The organism is Streptomyces sp. TLI_105, from assembly GCF_900105415.1.
In the GTDB taxonomy this organism is placed as follows: Bacteria; Actinomycetota; Actinomycetes; order Streptomycetales; family Streptomycetaceae; genus Streptomyces.
Window position 1 is genome coordinate 5,794,533 of sequence record NZ_FNSM01000001.1, and the last position, 15,821, is coordinate 5,810,353.

Annotated in this window: 14 protein-coding genes; 8 read left to right on the top strand and 6 right to left on the bottom strand. The window is 73.0% G+C overall.

The features are described from left to right. The first annotated feature begins 304 nt into the window (after positions 1 to 304). From BLW86_RS26525 to BLW86_RS26540, 4 genes are all read left to right on the top strand, one after another. Entirely contained in the window at positions 305 to 2,506 is a 2,202-nt protein-coding gene (locus BLW86_RS26525; RefSeq protein WP_093878880.1) for an acyl-CoA dehydrogenase family protein, read from the top strand. Positions 2,507 to 2,517: 11 nt separating this feature from the next. Next, positions 2,518 to 3,714 (top strand): lipid-transfer protein, encoded by a 1,197-nt coding sequence (locus tag BLW86_RS26530; RefSeq protein WP_093876365.1) that lies wholly within the window; start codon positions 2,518 to 2,520, stop codon positions 3,712 to 3,714. Between the two features lie 75 nt (positions 3,715 to 3,789). Continuing rightward, positions 3,790 to 5,229 carry an MFS transporter gene (locus BLW86_RS26535; protein ID WP_093876366.1) on the top strand — a complete coding sequence of 480 codons (1,440 nt, stop codon included), beginning with the start codon at positions 3,790 to 3,792 and terminating at the stop codon, positions 5,227 to 5,229. A gap of 10 nt (positions 5,230 to 5,239) precedes the next feature. Further along, positions 5,240 to 6,535, top strand: a complete 1,296-nt coding sequence (locus tag BLW86_RS26540; protein ID WP_256341437.1) for a phospholipase D-like domain-containing protein — start codon at positions 5,240 to 5,242, stop codon at positions 6,533 to 6,535. A gap of 9 nt (positions 6,536 to 6,544) precedes the next feature. On the opposite strand, the gene BLW86_RS26545 is transcribed toward BLW86_RS26540, so the two are convergent. From BLW86_RS26545 to BLW86_RS26560, 4 genes are read right to left on the bottom strand one after another with little or no spacing between them, the layout of a single operon-like run. Then, a complete protein-coding gene (locus tag BLW86_RS26545; protein WP_093876367.1) occupies positions 6,545 to 7,150 on the bottom strand; it encodes a response regulator transcription factor in 606 nt (201 codons plus the stop codon). Beyond that, positions 7,147 to 8,298, bottom strand: a complete 1,152-nt coding sequence (locus tag BLW86_RS26550) for a sensor histidine kinase (protein WP_093878882.1) — start codon at positions 8,296 to 8,298, stop codon at positions 7,147 to 7,149. Before BLW86_RS26550 ends, BLW86_RS26545 begins: the two co-directional genes overlap by 4 nt. A 9-nt stretch (positions 8,299 to 8,307) precedes the next feature. Beyond that, positions 8,308 to 9,030 carry an ABC transporter permease gene (locus BLW86_RS26555; RefSeq protein ID WP_371129597.1) on the bottom strand — a complete coding sequence of 241 codons (723 nt, stop codon included), beginning with the start codon at positions 9,028 to 9,030 and terminating at the stop codon, positions 8,308 to 8,310. Next, the gene (locus BLW86_RS26560; protein WP_093876368.1) at positions 9,027 to 9,935 is read right to left on the bottom strand and encodes an ABC transporter ATP-binding protein; all 909 of its coding nucleotides are present in this window, start codon (positions 9,933 to 9,935) and stop codon (positions 9,027 to 9,029) included. The genes BLW86_RS26555 and BLW86_RS26560 overlap by 4 nt, the downstream gene beginning before the upstream one ends. Before the next feature lie 274 nt (positions 9,936 to 10,209). Here BLW86_RS26560 and BLW86_RS26565 point away from each other — a divergent pair, with 274 nt between their 5' ends. The 3 genes from BLW86_RS26565 to BLW86_RS26575 are packed head-to-tail and all read left to right on the top strand — an operon-like array spanning position 10,210 to position 13,133. After that, the gene (locus tag BLW86_RS26565) at positions 10,210 to 11,064 is read left to right on the top strand and encodes a MaoC/PaaZ C-terminal domain-containing protein (protein WP_093876369.1); all 855 of its coding nucleotides are present in this window, start codon (positions 10,210 to 10,212) and stop codon (positions 11,062 to 11,064) included. Positions 11,065 to 11,101: 37 nt separating this feature from the next. After that, positions 11,102 to 12,178 (top strand): Zn-dependent alcohol dehydrogenase, encoded by a 1,077-nt coding sequence (locus BLW86_RS26570; RefSeq protein ID WP_093876370.1) that lies wholly within the window; start codon positions 11,102 to 11,104, stop codon positions 12,176 to 12,178. A 13-nt stretch (positions 12,179 to 12,191) separates the two neighbouring features. Further along, positions 12,192 to 13,133, top strand: a complete 942-nt coding sequence (locus BLW86_RS26575) for a 3-oxoacyl-ACP reductase (protein ID WP_093876371.1) — start codon at positions 12,192 to 12,194, stop codon at positions 13,131 to 13,133. 82 nt (positions 13,134 to 13,215) lie between these two features. Here the strand turns inward: BLW86_RS26575 and BLW86_RS43330 are convergent, their stop codons facing one another. Together BLW86_RS43330 and BLW86_RS26580 are read right to left on the bottom strand one after the other, a co-directional pair. Beyond that, a complete protein-coding gene (locus BLW86_RS43330) occupies positions 13,216 to 13,350 on the bottom strand; it encodes a hypothetical protein (RefSeq protein ID WP_256341438.1) in 135 nt (44 codons plus the stop codon). 47 nt (positions 13,351 to 13,397) lie between these two features. Further along, a complete protein-coding gene (locus tag BLW86_RS26580) occupies positions 13,398 to 14,543 on the bottom strand; it encodes a hypothetical protein (protein ID WP_093876372.1) in 1,146 nt (381 codons plus the stop codon). Between the two features lie 231 nt (positions 14,544 to 14,774). Between BLW86_RS26580 and BLW86_RS26585 the strand changes: the two genes are divergently transcribed. Continuing rightward, positions 14,775 to 15,821: an ABC transporter substrate-binding protein gene (locus BLW86_RS26585; RefSeq protein WP_093876373.1), complete on the top strand. Its 1,047-nt coding sequence runs from the start codon at positions 14,775 to 14,777 to the stop codon at positions 15,819 to 15,821.

Sequence of the window (15,821 nt, forward strand, 5' to 3'; positions counted from 1 at the left end):
GCGGGACTCCCCGGTGGTGATGGCTGCGGTCGGTGGTGGGACGGTTCCGGCGCCAGTATCGACGTCCAGTCCTGCGTCCGCGGCCAGTCGTCGAAACCGTGCCGGCCGACCTCGGGGAACTCGCGGCGCAGCCCGGCGACATCCACGTCGAGACCGGTTGGAGAAGTGGCTGCTCAGTACATTCTCTGCGTTGCGCAGGTAACTCTACACGCTTTTCCCTGTGCTGCGCAGATGTTTTCTCCCCTGATTCCTGACCTTCCGTCAGAATGGAACGTGTTCTAGTCTGCCGCGCATGGGCATCAGCATGGGCATCGCCATCACGCACGAACAGCGGGAGCTCGCCCGATCCGTCCGGGGCTGGCTCACCCGCGCCGTACCCCCCGAAGAAGTCCGCAAGCACCTGGACGTCCCCGACACCGCCACCGGACGGCCCTCGTACTGGGACGCCGCCGCCGAGCAGGGGCTCCTCGGGCCGCACCTCCCCGAGGAATACGGCGGCGGGGGCGGCGACCTCGGAGACCTCGCCGTCGTCGTGGAGGAAGCGGCCCGGGCCTTACTTCCCGGGCCCTACCTGCCCTCCGTGCTCGCCGCCGAACTCCTCCACCGGTGCGGGCAGCACGCATCCGCGGGCACGCTCGCGCGTGGAGAGCGGATCGGGGCCGTCGCCCTCGGCGGCACCGGCACCCTCACCGCCGTCCGCACCGCGAGCGGATACCTCCTCGACGGCACCGCGCCCCCCGTCCTCGGCGGCCCCCAGGCCGACCTCGTGCTCCTCCGGGCCGCCACCGCCGACGGCTCCGTCTGGCTCGCCGCCGACACCGAGGGCCTCGCCGTCCGGCCCCACGAGAGCGCCGACCCCACCCGCCCCACCGCCGAGATCACCGCCCGCGCCGCCCACGTGCCCGCCGCGCGCGAGCTGACCCTCGACGCGCACCCCGACGGGGCCGCGAGCGACGTCACCACCCTCGTCCACGACCTCGCCGCCGTCCTCTTCGCCGCCGACGCCTGCGGCACCGCCGCCCGCGCCGTCGAGACCGCCGCCGAACACGCCCGCACCCGCGAGCAGTTCGGCCGGCCCATCGGACAGTTCCAGGGCGTCAAACACCTCTGCGCCGACATGCTCGTCCGGCTCGAACAGGCCCGCGCCCTCACCTGGGACGCCGCCCGCGCCGGCCAGGACAGCCAGGAGGGAGCCCGCTCCCTCACCGCCGCGCTCGCCGCCGCCACCGCCCTCGACACCGCGTACACCTGCGCCAAGGACTGCATCCAGATCCTCGGCGGCACCGGCTTCACCTGGGAGCACGACGCCCACCTGGTGCTGCGCCGCGCCCTCGTCGCCCGCCAGCTCCTCGGCACCGGCGACCACCACCGGCTCGCCGCCCTCCGGCACGCCGCCGCCGGCGTCCGGCGCGGCCTCCGCCTCGACCTGCCGTCCGAGGTCGACGCGTACCGGCGCGAGGCCCGCGAAGCCATCGCCCCCGCCGTCGGGCTCGACCCGGCCGCCGCCCGGCGCGCCCTCGCCCCCACCGGCTACGCGGCCCCGCACCTCCCGGAGCCGTACGGGCTCGGCGCGGGCCCCCTCCAGCAGCTCGCCGTGCAGCGGGAGCTCGACGAGGCCGGGATCACCGTCGCCGGACTCGGCATCGCCACCTGGGTCGTCCCCTCGCTCCTCGCCCACGGCACCCCCGAGCAGCAGGCCGAGCACCTCGGCCCGACCCTGCGCGGCGAACGCCTCTGGTGCCAGCTCTTCTCCGAGCCCGGCGCCGGCTCCGACCTCGCCTCCCTCCGCACCCGCGCCGAACGCACGGAGGACGGACGCTGGCGGATCAACGGCCAGAAGGTGTGGACGAGCGCCGCCCAGTGGGCCCACCACGGCATCCTGCTCGCCCGCACCGACCCCACCGCCCCCAAGCACCAGGGGCTCACCTACTTCCTCGTCGACATGCGGAACACCCCCGGGATCGACGTCCGGCCGCTCAAGGAGATCACCGGGGACTCCCTCTTCAACGAGGTCTGGTTCGACGACGCGATCCTCCCCGCCGACGCCGTCGTCGGCGAGGTGGACGACGGCTGGCGGGTCGCCCGCAACACCCTCGGCAACGAGCGCGTCCACATGGCCGACCAGGTCGCCTTCGACACCGGCCTCGAAGCGCTCATCGCCCGGGCGGACCGGGTCGACAGCTCCGTACGCGTACGGATCGGGGCCCTGCTCGCCGAGGCGCACGCGCTCGCGTGCATCGGCCTGCGCACCACCCTGCTCCAGGTGTCCGGACTCGAACCCGGCGCGGGCGCCAGCGTCCGCAAACTCGTCCAGACCCTCCACCAGCAGAAACTCGCCGAACTCACCCTCGAACTCCTCGGCCCCGAAGGCGCCGTGCGCGAGGGCCCCGGCGAACGGGCCGTCCACGGCCTGCTCATGTCCCGCTGCCTCACCATCGCGGGCGGCACCACCCAGGTACAGCTCAATGTCGTCGCCGAGCGCCTGCTCGGCCTGCCGAGGGACTGAGGAGACTCGCGATGACCACCAAGGCGTACGTCGTCGGCGTCGGAATGACGAAGTTCGAGAAGCCGGAGACCCGGGACTGGCAGTACTGGGACATGGCCAAGGAGGCCGGCACCGCCGCCCTCGCCGACGCGGGCGTCCCCTACGCGCGCGTGGAGCAGGCCGCCGTCGGCTACTGCTTCCAGCCCTCCACCGCCGGCCAGCGCGCCGTGTACGAGCTCGGGCTCACCGGCATCCCCGTCTACAACCTCAACAACAACTGCGCGACCGGCTCCACCGCCCTCATGACCGCCCGGCAGTTCGTCGAGGGCGGCATCGCCGACTGCGTCCTCGCCCTCGGCTTCGAGAAGATGAGCAGGGGCTCGCTGGGTGGCGGGTCGGGCGCCGGTGACTTCAGTACGTCCCCCGTCGCCCGGCACTACGGCATCATGGCCGCCGCCCACGGCTTCGAGACGTCCCCGCCCACCGCCCAGATCTTCGGCAACGCCGCCCGGGAGCACATGGAGCGGTACGGGACGACCGAGGTGCAGCTCGCGGCCGTCGGCGCCAAGAACCACCAGCACTCGGCGAACAACCCCAACGCCCAGTTCCAGGACGTCCACACGGTCGACGAGATCCTCGCCGCGAGGACCGTCCACCGGCCCCTCACCAAGCTCCAGTGCTCGCCCACCTCCGACGGCGCGGCCGCCGCCGTCGTCGTGTCGGAACGTTTCGTCGCGGAACACGGCCTCCAGGACCGGGCCGTGGAGATCGCCGGCCAGGCGATGACCACCGACACCGAGGACTCCTTCGCCTCCGGCTCCTGCATCGACGCGGTCGGCCGCCCCATGTCCCGGGCCGCCGCCCGCCTCGCGTACGAGCGCTCGGGCCTCGGCATCGAGGACGTGGACGTCGTCGAACTCCACGACTGCTTCTCCGTCAACGAGCTGCTGACGTACGAGGCGCTCGGCATGTGCGAGGAGGGCGCCTCCGGCAAACTCGTCGAGTCCGGCGCCACCACGTACGGCGGGCGCTGGGTCGTGAACCCCTCCGGCGGCCTCATCTCCAAGGGCCACCCGCTCGGCGCCACCGGCCTCGCCCAGGCCGCCGAACTGGTCTGGCAGCTGCGCGGCGAGGCGGGAGCCCGGCAGGTGGCGGGGGCACGGGTCGGACTCGCCCACAACATCGGCCTGGGCGGGGCGGCGGTGGTGACGCTGCTGCGGAAGGCGTAGGACCTCGTCCCCTGCGCGGGACGTAGGACTTCTTTCCCATGTACGGGGTGCAAGCGGTCTGCGACCATCACACTCATGTCGCAGACCGACTCCGCCACCACGACCGCGTCCTCCGCCGCCCGACGCTCCCCCCGCCCCTGGACGGTCGTCCTGACCGCGTGCGCGGGGCAGTTCCTCGTCGTCCTCGACGTCTCCGTCGTGAACGTCGCACTGCCGTCGATGCGCGCCGACCTCGGGCTCTCGGCGGCCGGTCTGCAGTGGGTGATCAGCGCGTACGCCATCGCCTTCGCCGGGTTCATGCTGCTCGGCGGGCGGGCCGCCGACCTCTACGGGCGCAAGGCGATGTTCCTGCTCGGGCTCGGGCTCTTCACCGCCGCCTCGGTCGTCGGCGGCCTCGCCCAGGAGGGCTGGCAGCTCGTCGCGGGCCGGGCGGCCCAGGGCCTCGGCGCGGCCCTCCTCTCCCCGGCCACGCTGACCCTGGTCACCGGCGCCGTCCCGGCCGGCCCCGCCAGGACCCGGGCGATCGCCACCTGGACGGCGGTGGGTGCGGCCGGCGGTGCGGCGGGCGGCTTCGTCGGCGGGCTCCTCGTCGACCTGCTCTCCTGGCGCTGGGTCCTCCTGGTCAACGTCCCCGTGGGCGTCGTCGTCCTGGCGGGCGCGGTGCTCCTGCTCCGCGAGAGCCGCACCGGCGCCGGCCGCCGCCTCGACCTGCCGGGCGCCGTCCTCGTCACCGCGGGCCTCGCCACCCTCGCGTACGGCATCGTCCAGACCGAGGCGGCCGGCTGGACCGACCCGGCGACCCTGCTGACGCTCCTCGGCGGCCTCGGGCTCCTCGCGGTCTTCGTGACCGTCGAGGCCCGCACGGCGGCCCCGCTGATGCCACTGAAGCTCTTCCGCACGCGGGCGGTGTCGGCGGCCAACGTGGGGATCCTGCTGTGCGGTTCGAGCTCCTTCGGCATGTGGTTCTTCATGACGACGTACGCGCAGAGCGTCCTCGGCCACACCCCGCTCCAGGCCGGCCTCGCGCTCGTCCCCAGCTCCCTCAGCGTCGTCGTGGGCTCGAAGCTGGCCCCGCGCCTGATGCCGGCGGTCGGCGCCCGGAACCTCGCGGTGGTCGGCGCGCTCGTCGGGGCCGTCGGCTTCGCCTGGCAGTCGACGATGACCGCGGACGGCAGCTTCCTGACGACGATCCTCGGCCCCGGGATCCTGATGATGGGCGGCATCGGCCTGGCGACCACCCCGCTGGCCACCCTCGCCACCTCCAGCGCCGCCCCGGGCGACGCGGGCCTCGTCTCCGGCCTCGTCAACACCTCCCGCACGATGGGCGGCGCCCTCGGCATCGCGGCCCTGACCACGCTCGCGACCGCCGTCACGGGCCCGACCGCGACCCCCGCCGGCCTCACCGCCGGCTATGCGGCGGCCTTCCGCGTCTCGACGGCCGTCCTCGTCGGCGCGGCCGCACTGATGTTCTTCTGGCTCCCGAATCCGTCCAGGCCCGTGGTGGTCCGTGGGTGACAATGCCCGCGTGATATCGATCAAGAGCAAGTTCCGAACGGCCGTGACCGCCCTGGCCGTCGGCGTCTCCCTGGCGGTCGCGCCCTCGGCCTCGGCGGAGCCCGTGCTGGCCGTCACCACCGGCGCCGTGTTCAACGAGCCGTCGAGCACGGACGCGGCCGCCCGGGGCCGCATCCTCTTCCACCTCGCGGACCTGGTCGACGGCGCCGAGGCGGGCTCATCCGTCCGGATCTCCCTCTACCTCTTCCAGTCGCAGTACCTGGCCGACAAGCTGGGCGCCGCCCACCGCAGGGGCGTCACCGTGCAGGTGCTCCTCGACCACGACAGCACCTCCGCGGCGGCGACCAGCCTCACGACCCAGCTGGCCGGGGCGGGCGCCCCGGACTCCTGGGTGCGGAGCTGCAAGAGCCAGGAGGCCTGTCTGGCCCTCGACCCGGGCACCACGGCCACGGACCCCGACGGCTGGTACGACAACGTCAACCACAACAAGTTCTTCCTGTTCTCCCGCACCAAGGGCAAGGGCGACGTCGCGGTCGACAGCGTGGTGGTGCAGTCCTCCGGCAACCTCACCGGCCAGGACCTCAACGCCTGGTGGAACGACGCCCTGACCGTCGCCGGGAACAAGGAACTCTTCGACGCCTACACCACGTACTTCGGCGACCAGGCCGCCGCCGCGGCCGGGCAGGCGCCGCAGGTCGCCGACTATGCCCACGACACCCAGGCGGGCAAGGCCAAGGTCTACTTCTTCCCGCGCTCCGGTTCCGACACGATCGTCAACATCCTCAAGACCGTCGCCCCCGCCGGCACCGCGAACCCCTGCCAGAGCAACGGCCCGGGATTCGGCACGTCCGACGGCCGTACGAAGATCCGCATCGCCCAGGGGCACATCACCCGTCCCGAAGTGGCCCGGCAGTTGTGGGAACTCGCCGACGCGGGCTGCCAGATCGAGATCGTCTACCGGTCGCTCGACAACTGGACAACCGACGGCACCCCCATGTCGCAGGTGGCCAACTGGCTGACCAGGCCCACGACCGGGAAGGGCCGCATCACCTTGTACCAGCTCGACAACGACGGCCGCGGCGGCACCGACTCCCACACCAAATACCTGCTGATCGAGGGCACGTACCTCAACGGCGTCAACAAGAAGATCGTCTTCACCGGCAGCCACACCTACACGGTGACGGCGCTCAAGTACAACGACGAGGCGTTGCTCAAGTACGAGGACAACCAGGACACGTCCGTCTTCGACGCGTACGTACGGAACTTCGAGGCCCAGCGCGCGGCGGCGCTGTCCGAAGGTCTGTAGCCCTGGTTCCTACAGCCACCCCTGCCGCCGCGCCGCCCGCACCGCCTCCATCCGGTTCCGGGTGCCCGTCTTGCCGATCGCCGACGACAGGTAGTTCCGTACCGTCGACTCCGAGAGGTGCAGGGACGCGGCGATGTCCGCGATCGTCGCGCCGTCCACCGAGGCCGCCAGGGCGTCCCGCTCACGGCCCGTCAGCGGGTTCGGGCCCGCGCTGAGGGCCGCCGCCGCGAGGGCCGGGTCGATCACCGTCTCACCCCGCAGCACCTGCCGGACCGCCTCGGCCAGGTCCTCCACGGGGCCGTCCTTCACGAGGAAGCCCGCCGCGCCCGCCTCCATCGCCCGGCGCAGGTAGCCGGGGCGGCCGAAGGTGGTGAGGATCAGGACCTTGCAGTCCGGGACCTCGTCCCGCAGGTCCGCCGCCGCGTCCAGGCCCGATCGTCCCGGGAGTTCGATGTCGAGCAGGGCCACGTCCGGGCGCGCGACGAGCGCCGCGTCGACGATCTCGTCCCCCCGCCCGACCTGCGCGACGACCTCGATGTCGTGCTCCATCCCGAGCAGCAGGGCCAGCGCCCCGCGCATCATGCCCTGGTCCTCGGCGAGCAGCAGTCTGATCATTCCGTGGGCTCCCCCTCGTGCGGTGCGGGGGTCTCCACGGGGAGCTCCGCGGTGACCCGGAACCCGCCCCGCGGAGCCGGTCCCGAGTCAAGAGTGCCGCCTGCCGCGGCGACCCGCTCGCGCAGGCCGCGCAGGCCGCTGCCGGGCGTGGTGTCGGAGGGGCCGCGGCCGTCGTCCGTGACGGTGAGGCGGACCCGGTCGGCGGAGCCGGTGAGGTCGATCTCGCAGCGGGACGCGCCGCTGTGCCGTACCGCGTTGGTCGCCGACTCCCGCACCACCCAGCTCAGCAGGGCCTCGGTCTGGGGCTCCAGGAGCGGGCCCGAGCGGCGGACGACCGGTTCGATGCCGGCCGAGGAGAGCGCGTCGCGCGCCCGGTCCAGCTCGGTGGCGAGGCTGCCCTCGCGGTATCCGGTCACCGCCTCCCTGATCTCGGTGAGCGCCTGACGGCCCACGGACTCGATGTCCGCGACCTGCGCCAGGGCCGCGTCCAGGTCGTGCGGGGCGAGCCGCCGGACGACCTCGGACTTCACCACGATCACCGAGAGGGTGTGGCCGAGCAGGTCGTGCAGGTCGCGCGAGAACCGCAGCCGTTCCTTCTCGACGGCCGCCCTGGCCAGCTCCTCCCGGGTCGCCCGCAACTGCCGGACCGTCTCGTCGAGCGCGAGGATCGCCGCCGTCACCATGATCGAGATGAACGTGCCGTACACGATCCCGACGGAGTCCCAGCCGTCCCTCCAGAAGGTCACCGCCCCGACCGCGAGGACCAGCGGGAACGTGATCACGGGCAGCAGCCGGCCGCGCCGCACCACCGCGCCGACCCCGAGGCCCAGGAGGGGGAAGAGGAGCAGCCACTCCCGGCCGTACCCGATGGCGAGGGCGAAGGTGAGCACTCCCAGGCCGATGAGAAGGCCCCAGGTCAGGGGGGTCTCCCGGCTGCGCGGGTCGAAGGCGCGGAACACGATCGCGATGTACACCGAGTTGAAGGCGAGCAGCCCGAGGCCGCCGATCCACGGGTTCGGCGCCTCCCCGCCGAGGAGGTGGGAGAGCGCGCCGAGGCCCATGAGGAGCCAGGGGAGGAGGCTCAGTCCGGTGGGCCCCCGTTCGTCGCGCTCGCGCGCCGCCGTTCTCCACCGCTGCAGGCTCGTCATGTCCACTCCCTACGCCGTCCTCGCCGAACGACGGTACGAGACCGCCGCGTACGCGCCGAACAGGGCCGCCCAGGCGGCGATGACGGCGAGCGCCGCCGCGCCCGGGGCGTGGCCGCCGGCGACCGAGACGCCGAGCTCGGCGAAGCGGTTGGTGGGGGTGTATTCGGAGAGGGAGCGCAGCCAGTCGGGGAAGAGGCTCACCGGGAACCACAGGCCGCCGAGGACCGCGAGGCCCAGGTTGCAGGCGATGTTCGCGACCCCGGTGGTCTGCGCGGTGAGCCGGTAGCCGTTGCCGATGCCGAGGAGGGTGAAGGGGAGCGAGCCGAGCCAGAGGGTGAGCGCGACCACGGCCCACTCCCAGGCCGCCAGGTGGACGCCGTTGACGAGGCCGCCGGCGAGGAGGACTCCGACGATCGACGGCAGCACCACCACCGAGCCGGTGAGGGCGCGGCCGGTGACGACCTGGCGCGGGCTCATCGGTGTGATCCGCAGCTGCCGCAGCCAGCCGGACCCCTTGTCCTCGGCGACGCCCGTGCCGATCGACAGGGCGGCGCCGAGCGCCCCGTACGCCGCCATGCCGACCATGGAGGCGGTCTTCCACTCCCCTTCGTTCTGGCCGCCGAGGTTGGTGAAGAGGAGGTACATCATCACCGGGACGGCGATGGTGCCGATGGCGAAGCCGGTGTCGCGCAGGGTACGGCGGACTTCGAGGCGTACGTACTCGGTGATCATCGGGTCGTCTCCAGAGGGCGGGCGTGCGTGGTGAGGGCGAGGAAGGCGTCGTTGAGGGACACGGGGGCGACTTCGAGGCCCCGGATCGCGTTCCGTTCGGCGAGCGCGCGGACGGTCGCGTCGGAGTCGGCGGTGCGGAGCCGGGCGCGGTCGCCGCGGATCTCCACCGAGGTCACTCCGGGGAGCAGGTCCAGCCCCTCGCTGGGGCCGCCGGCCAGGTCGAAGGCGACGAAGCTGCCGCCGGCCGCGCGCTTGAGCTCCTCGCCGGTGCCGTCGGCGAGGACGCGGCCGGAGTCGATGACGACGATCCGGTCGGCGTGGGCGTCGGCCTCCTCCAGGTAGTGGGTGGAGAAGAGGACGGTGTTGCCGCGCCGGGCGTAGCCGCGCATCGAACCCCAGAAGGCCTCGCGGGCCTCGACGTCGAGGGCGGCGGTGGGCTCGTCGAGGACGATCAGTTCGGGGTTGCCGGCGAGGGCGACGGCGAAGCGGACGCGCTGGACCTGGCCGCCGGAGAGGCGGTCGACCCGGCGGTCGGCGAGTTCGGTGAGGCCGGCGAGCGCGAGGGCCTCGGCGACCGGCAGGGGCGCCGGGTAGGTGCGGGCGACGAAGGTGACGAGCTCGCGGACGGTGACCCGGGGGACCGGGCGGCCGTCCTGGAGCATCGCGCCGGTCCGGCCGGCCGCGACGGCGCGGGCCGGGGTGTCGTCGAAGAGCCGCACCTCGCCGCCGTCGGGCTCGTCGAGGCCGAGGAGCAGGCCGATGGTGGTGGACTTGCCGGCGCCGTTGCGTCCGAGCAGGGCGACGGTCTCGCCGCGCCGGATGGTGAGGTCGATGCCGTCCACGGCGCGGACCGGTCCGAAGGACCGGGTGACTCCGGTGAAGGCGACCGCTGTCTCGTTCTTCATGGGGACGACGCTACGGAGCGGGGGCCACGGCCCGGCAGGCGTGGATGTACGGACCCGGCGGTGACAAATGTCCCGGGTGCCTTGCCTCCAAGGATTTCTGACATGCCGTCAGGAGGGTTCACAACTCCTGTCGCCTCGGCTATACATGGGGTCCACCGACCTAGAACGCGTTCTAGAACGGGCGCGTACGGGACGGTCCCCGCACGGCCTCGGTGCGGCCGACGGTGCGGACGGCCGCGCCGAGGTCTTCCATGGAACGAGGAGCAGCAGCCCGATGCCCATCGACCCCGCCAAGGCCGTCGCCGCCGAACCCCGCAGCGCCGAGATCTCCTGGGACCACAAGGACGTCCAGCTCTACCACCTGGGCCTCGGGGCGGGCGTCCCCGCGACCGACCCCGACGAGCTCCGCTACACCCTGGAGTCCCGGCTCCACGTCCTGCCCAGCTTCGCCACCGTCGCGGGCGCCGGCATGGGCGTCGTCGGCGGGCTCTCCGCCCCCGGCATCGACATCGACCTCGCCGCCGTCCTGCACGGCGGCCAGTCGATCACCCTCCACCGTCCCCTTCCCACCCGCGGCCGGGCCGTCTCCACCTCCCGCGTCGCCGCCGTGTACGACAAGGGCAAGGCGGCCGTCCTCGTCCTGCGCTCCGAGGCCGCCGACGAGGACGGCCCGCTCTGGACCAGCGACGCCTCGATCTTCGTACGCGGCGAGGGCGGCTGGGGCGGCGACCGGGGCCCCTCCGAGCGCCTCCCGCTCCCGGACCGCGCGCCCGACGCCGACGTCGAGCGGCCGATCCGCGAGGAACAGGCCCTGCTCTACCGGCTCTCCGGGGACTGGAACCCGCTCCACGCCGACCCCGAGTTCGCCAAGCTCGCCGGCTTCGACCGGCCGATCCTGCACGGACTCTGCTCGTACGGCATGACCCTCAAGGCGGTGGTGGACACGCTGCTCGACGGAGACGTCACCCGCGTCCGCTCGTACCGCACGCGCTTCGCCGGGATCGTCTTCCCCGGCGAGACCCTGCGCATCCGGATGTGGGCCGGCGACGGCCGCGTCCAGGTGGCGGTGACGGCCGTGGAGCGCGACGACGCCCCGGTCCTCGCCGACACCCTCGTCGCACACTCCTGACCGCTTGATCGCCTGATCGTCCGAGGGGAGCCGCACCATGCGCGCAGCCGTACTGCACGAGATCGGCCAGGAAAAACTCGAAGTCATCGACGACGTCGAGGCGGTGGGCTTCGGCCCCGGCAAGGTGCGGATCCGGGTGCGGGCCACCGGCCTGTGCCACTCCGACGTCTCCGCGATGAGCGGCGTCCTCCCGCAGCCCGCCCCCTTCGTCCCCGGCCACGAGGGCGCCGGCGAGATCCTCGACGTCGGCGACGGCGTCACCGGGCTCAGCCAGGGGCAGCGGGTCCTGCTCTGCTGGCTGCCCGCCTGCGGCAGCTGTCCCGCCTGCAGGCGCGGCCAGACCCAGCTGTGCCTGGCCGGCTTCATGAACGCCGGCACCCCCAACTTCAAGCGCCCCGGCGGTGACGTCTTCGGCTTCGCCGGCACCGGCACCTTCACCGAGGAGGTCGTCGTCGACGCGGGCTGCGCCGTCCCCATCCCCGACGACGTGCCCTTCGACATCGCCGCCCTCATCGGCTGCGGCGTCACCACCGGCCTCGGCGCCGCCATCAACACCGCCAAGGTGGAGGCCGGTTCGTCGGTCGCCGTCATCGGCTGCGGCGGCGTCGGCATCTCCGCGATCCAGGGCGCCAAGCTCCAGGGCGCCGCCCAGATCGTCGCCGTCGACCCCGTCGAGTCCCGGCGCGAGGCCGCGCTGAAGTTCGGCGCCACCGAGGCGGTCGCCCCCGAGGCGCTCGCCGACGCCAAGCAGCGGATCACCGGCGGCGAGGGCTTCGACTACGTCTTCGAGGTCGTCGGCAAGTCCGCCACCGCCCGCACCGCGTACGAGACGACCCGGCGCGGCGGCACCCTCTGCGTCGTCGGCGCGGGAGCCCTCGACGACTTCCTCCAGCTCAACATGTTCGAGCTGTTCTTCGACGAGAAGCGGATCCTGCCCTCGATGTACGGGGGCGGGGACGTGCTCCGCTCGTACGAGCGCGCCATCGCGCTCTGGCGGGCCGGCCGCATCGACCTGGAGTCGCTGATCACCCACCGGGTGCCGCTGGCGGGCATCAACGAGGCCCTGGAGCAGATGCGGACCGGCGCGGCCCTCCGTACCTGCATCGAGATCTGAGAGGACTCCGGTCATGTCACTGCCTCTTGAGGGGCTGAGCGCGATCGTCACCGGCGCCGGGCGCGGACTCGGCCGCGCCGAGGCCCTGGAACTGGCCCGGCTCGGCGCCGCCGTCGTCGTCAACGACTACGGGCAACCCGGCCGCGACGGCTCGGGCGAGGCCTCCGCCGCGCCCGCCGAGGAGGTCGCGGCGGAGATCCGCGCGGCGGGCGGCCGGGCGGTCGCCCACCTCGGCGACGTCTCCGACTTCGAGACGGCGCGGGCCCTGGTCGACCTGGCGGTGGCCGAGTTCGGGAAGCTGGACGTCCTGGTCAACAACGCGGGCATCCTGCGCGACCGGATGGTCTTCTCGATGAGCGAGGACGAGTGGGACTCGGTCGTGCGGGTCCACCTCAAGGGCCACTTCAACACCACCCACTTCGCGGCGGTCCACTGGCGCAGCCGCGCCAAGGCGGGCGAGACCGGCGTCTACGGCCGCATCGTCAACACCTCCTCGGAGGCCTTCCTCGCGGGCTCGGCCGGCCAGCCGAACTACGCGGCGGCCAAGGGCGGCATCGTGGGCCTGACCACCTCGTCGGCGCTCGCGCTCGCCCGGTACGGGGTCACGGTGAACGCGATCTGCCCCCGGGCCAGGACGCGGATGACGGAGGACGTCTTCGTGGGCTTCGGCGAGCCGGGGGAGGGCGAGCTCGACCTGCTGTCCCCGGACCACGTGGCCCCGCTCGTCGGCTATCTGGCGTCCCCGGCGGCGGCCGGGGTCAACGGACAACTGCTCGTCGTGCACGGCGGGATGGTGGCGGTCGTGGACCGGCCGAAGGTCTCGGCCAAGTTCGACACGGCCAAGGAGGCGTTCACGTACGAGGAGCTGGACTCCCTCCTGACCCCGCACTACGCGTCCCGCCCGGCGGGCGAGACCTTCGCGGCGACGGAGGTGCTGGGTCTGAAGAAGGGCTGAGCCACGGGGTGGCGGTGGGGAGAAGGCGATGGGCCCCGGGGGCGACCCCGGGGCCCATCGTTTCTTCTCTCGGTGCTCTTCCTCAGTGCGCGTGGGCGTCGGCCTCGCGGCGGTGCCGGCCGTGCGGCGAGGACGTGGAGTCCTCCGCCGGGGACGCCTGGCCGCGGTGCTTCCCGGAGCCGTGCGACTCCGTACCCTGCGTGCTTGCTTCGGACATGCTGGAACTCACCCCGTACGTCTTGCTCTTGCTGTGCGGCCGTGAGTCTAACGAGCCGGTCCGCGGTCCGTCAGAGGAGCCTGCTGCAAAGGCACCGGACGGCACACCCGGGGCTCCTCGACGACCACCGGCTCGGGCTCGGGCTCCGGCTCCGGCGGCATCTCCAGGCCGGCGAGCCCGCACGGCACCTCGGCCGTCGCGTACGGCAGCCGCAGCACGCCCTCGGCCGTCCACAGCCCCGCCCCCGCCAGCCAGCCCTGGGGCGCGGCCAGCTGGGTCATCCGGCGGGACGAGGGCTGCCAGACGCCCACCCAGCTGCCGCCCGCCGCGTCGATCCGCAGCGCCACCGCGCAGCTCTCCGGCATCAGCACCTGCCCCGGCTGCACCGCGAACGGCGTCACGGCCGCGTCGTCGAGCCGCAGGCACTCGGGGAACCGCACCGGCAGCAGGCTGCCGAGCACGCCCCAGCCGAGCCGGTCGTGCCCCGGCGCGTCGGAGCGGATCAGGAGCAGCCCGCTGTCCGGGTCGGCGACCAGCAGCCGGTCGTCGCTCTCCTCGGTGATCTGGAGCAGCGGCGTCACCTCCCCGCCCCGCTCCAGGTCGACGGCGACCGCCTTCACCGGCCCGTCGTCGAGCCGCCGGTCGAGCGCGAGCATCCGGCCCGTGCGGTCGAGCCACACCCCGCCCGTGCAGCGGCCCTTGACCTCCGCCACCTGCTCCGGGCCGAAGGCCCCGCCCGCCACCAGCCACAGCGTCGTCGTGTCGGGGCCGACGCACATCGCGTACGCGCAGATGCCGTCCGGCGAGGGCGGGAGCAGCACCAGCCGCTCGGAGCCGGGCGCCTCCACCGCGCCGAGCCGGAGCTCGCCGGTGGCCGGGCCGGTGGGGTACAGCAGCGAGAACGTGTTCCGCCGCCCGTCGACGCGGCGGGCGACGAGGACCCGGCCGTCCGCGAGGGGCAGCAGTCGGGTGCCGGGCTCCTCCGGCTGGTCGAGGGGGAGCGGCACGGCGTACGGCTCGGGGCCGTCGAGGGTCCACCTCTCCACGTACAGGGCGTCGCCCTCGCCCGCGAGCCTGGCCGCGTACGCGCCGTTGGCCGTGATCGTGAACCCCGTCGGCCATCCGGCGTCCCCGCCCTGCTTCCCGGCGCGGTCGTCGTCCTCGGCCGTGGTCTCGATGGCACACGCTGTCATCGACTCGTCACCTCCAGCCACGAAGCTAGTTTTCGCACTTCCAGCCGAACAACACGAGCCCGCGCACTTCACACATAAGGGTGGCCGTGCGGCGGTTCGGCTGAGGGGGAGGGGGCGGTTGTGCTGGAGTGACCCATGGTGAGTAAGGTAAGGCGAACCTAAGTGGAGGTTCTGCCTCCGCTGGGCCGTGTCCGTACGCCCCGCCGGGACGACCACTACAGGAGCCTTCTCATGTCCCTCCGCCGCCGCGGCACCGCCGCCGCCCTCGCCCTCGCCGCCGCGCTCTCGCTCGCGGCCTGCGGAGGGGGCGACGGGTCCTCCGGCCCCGCCGAGAAGGAGGGCACGGCCAAGAAGAAGGACGTCGCCACCGGCGGCAAGGACTTCGGCGACGCCGCCGCCAGGACCGCGGCCCTGGGCACCGACGCGAAGCCCGGCCAGTTTCCCCGCACCCTCACCCACGCCCTCGGGAAGACCGAGCTCAAGACCGCCCCCAAGCGGGTCGTCGTCCTCGACGTCGGCGAGCTCGACAACGTCGTCTCCCTCGGCGTCAAGCCCGTCGGCTACGCCCCCTCCGAAGGCGACGACGGCATCCCCGGCTACCTCGCCGAGGACGCCGGCACCCCGAAGTCGGTCGGCACCATCAACAACCTCAACCTGGAGGCCATCGCCAACCTCCAGCCCGACCTCATCCTCGGCAGCCAGCTGCGCGCCGCCGACAAGTACGACGAACTGTCGAAGATCGCGCCCACCGTGTTCTCCATCCGCCCGGGCTTCACCTGGAAGGAGAACTACCTCCTCAACGCCGCCGCGCTCGACAGGACCGCCGAGGCGAAGACGAAGCTCGCCGCGTACGAGGCCAAGGCGAAGCAGCTGGGCGCAGACATCGGCGCGGCCGGCGGCCCGAACAGGCCGACCGTCTCCATGGTCCGCTACCTCCCCGGCAAGATCCGCCTCTACGCCAAGGCCTCCTTCATCGGCACGATCCTGGAGGACACCGGCCTGCCCCGGCCGAAGAACCAGCAGGTCGACGAGCTCGCCACCGAGATCAGCCCCGAGAGGATCGACGAGGCCGACGCCGACTGGATCTTCACCGGCGTCTACGGCGACGCCAAGGCCACCAAGAAGGACACCGCCCAGGCCAACCCGCTCTGGAAGAACCTCAAGGCGGTCAGGGCCGGCCGGGCCAAGGACGTCCCGGACGAGACCTGGTACCTCGGCCTCGGCGTCACGGCGGCGAACAGCGTCCTCGACGACCTGCGCGAGGACCTGGTCAAGTAG

Bases quoted from the DNA above. Each gene is read 5' to 3' on its own strand.
- BLW86_RS43330 (WP_256341438.1), bottom strand. From the start codon at position 13,350: ATGTCCGAAGCAAGCACGCAGGGTACGGAGTCGCACGGCTCCGGGAAG.
- BLW86_RS26545 (WP_093876367.1), bottom strand. From the start codon at position 7,150: ATGATCAGACTGCTGCTCGCCGAGGACCAGGGCATGATGCGCGGGGCG.
- BLW86_RS26535 (WP_093876366.1), top strand. From the start codon at position 3,790: ATGTCGCAGACCGACTCCGCCACCACGACCGCGTCCTCCGCCGCCCGA.
- BLW86_RS26525 (WP_093878880.1), top strand. From the start codon at position 305: ATGGGCATCGCCATCACGCACGAACAGCGGGAGCTCGCCCGATCCGTC.
- BLW86_RS26530 (WP_093876365.1), top strand. From the start codon at position 2,518: ATGACCACCAAGGCGTACGTCGTCGGCGTCGGAATGACGAAGTTCGAG.
- BLW86_RS26555 (WP_371129597.1), bottom strand. From the start codon at position 9,030: ATGATCACCGAGTACGTACGCCTCGAAGTCCGCCGTACCCTGCGCGAC.
- BLW86_RS26570 (WP_093876370.1), top strand. From the start codon at position 11,102: ATGCGCGCAGCCGTACTGCACGAGATCGGCCAGGAAAAACTCGAAGTC.
- BLW86_RS26580 (WP_093876372.1), bottom strand. From the start codon at position 14,543: ATGACAGCGTGTGCCATCGAGACCACGGCCGAGGACGACGACCGCGCC.
- BLW86_RS26560 (WP_093876368.1), bottom strand. From the start codon at position 9,935: ATGAAGAACGAGACAGCGGTCGCCTTCACCGGAGTCACCCGGTCCTTC.
- BLW86_RS26585 (WP_093876373.1), top strand. From the start codon at position 14,775: ATGTCCCTCCGCCGCCGCGGCACCGCCGCCGCCCTCGCCCTCGCCGCC.
- BLW86_RS26550 (WP_093878882.1), bottom strand. From the start codon at position 8,298: ATGACGAGCCTGCAGCGGTGGAGAACGGCGGCGCGCGAGCGCGACGAA.
- BLW86_RS26565 (WP_093876369.1), top strand. From the start codon at position 10,210: ATGCCCATCGACCCCGCCAAGGCCGTCGCCGCCGAACCCCGCAGCGCC.
- BLW86_RS26575 (WP_093876371.1), top strand. From the start codon at position 12,192: ATGTCACTGCCTCTTGAGGGGCTGAGCGCGATCGTCACCGGCGCCGGG.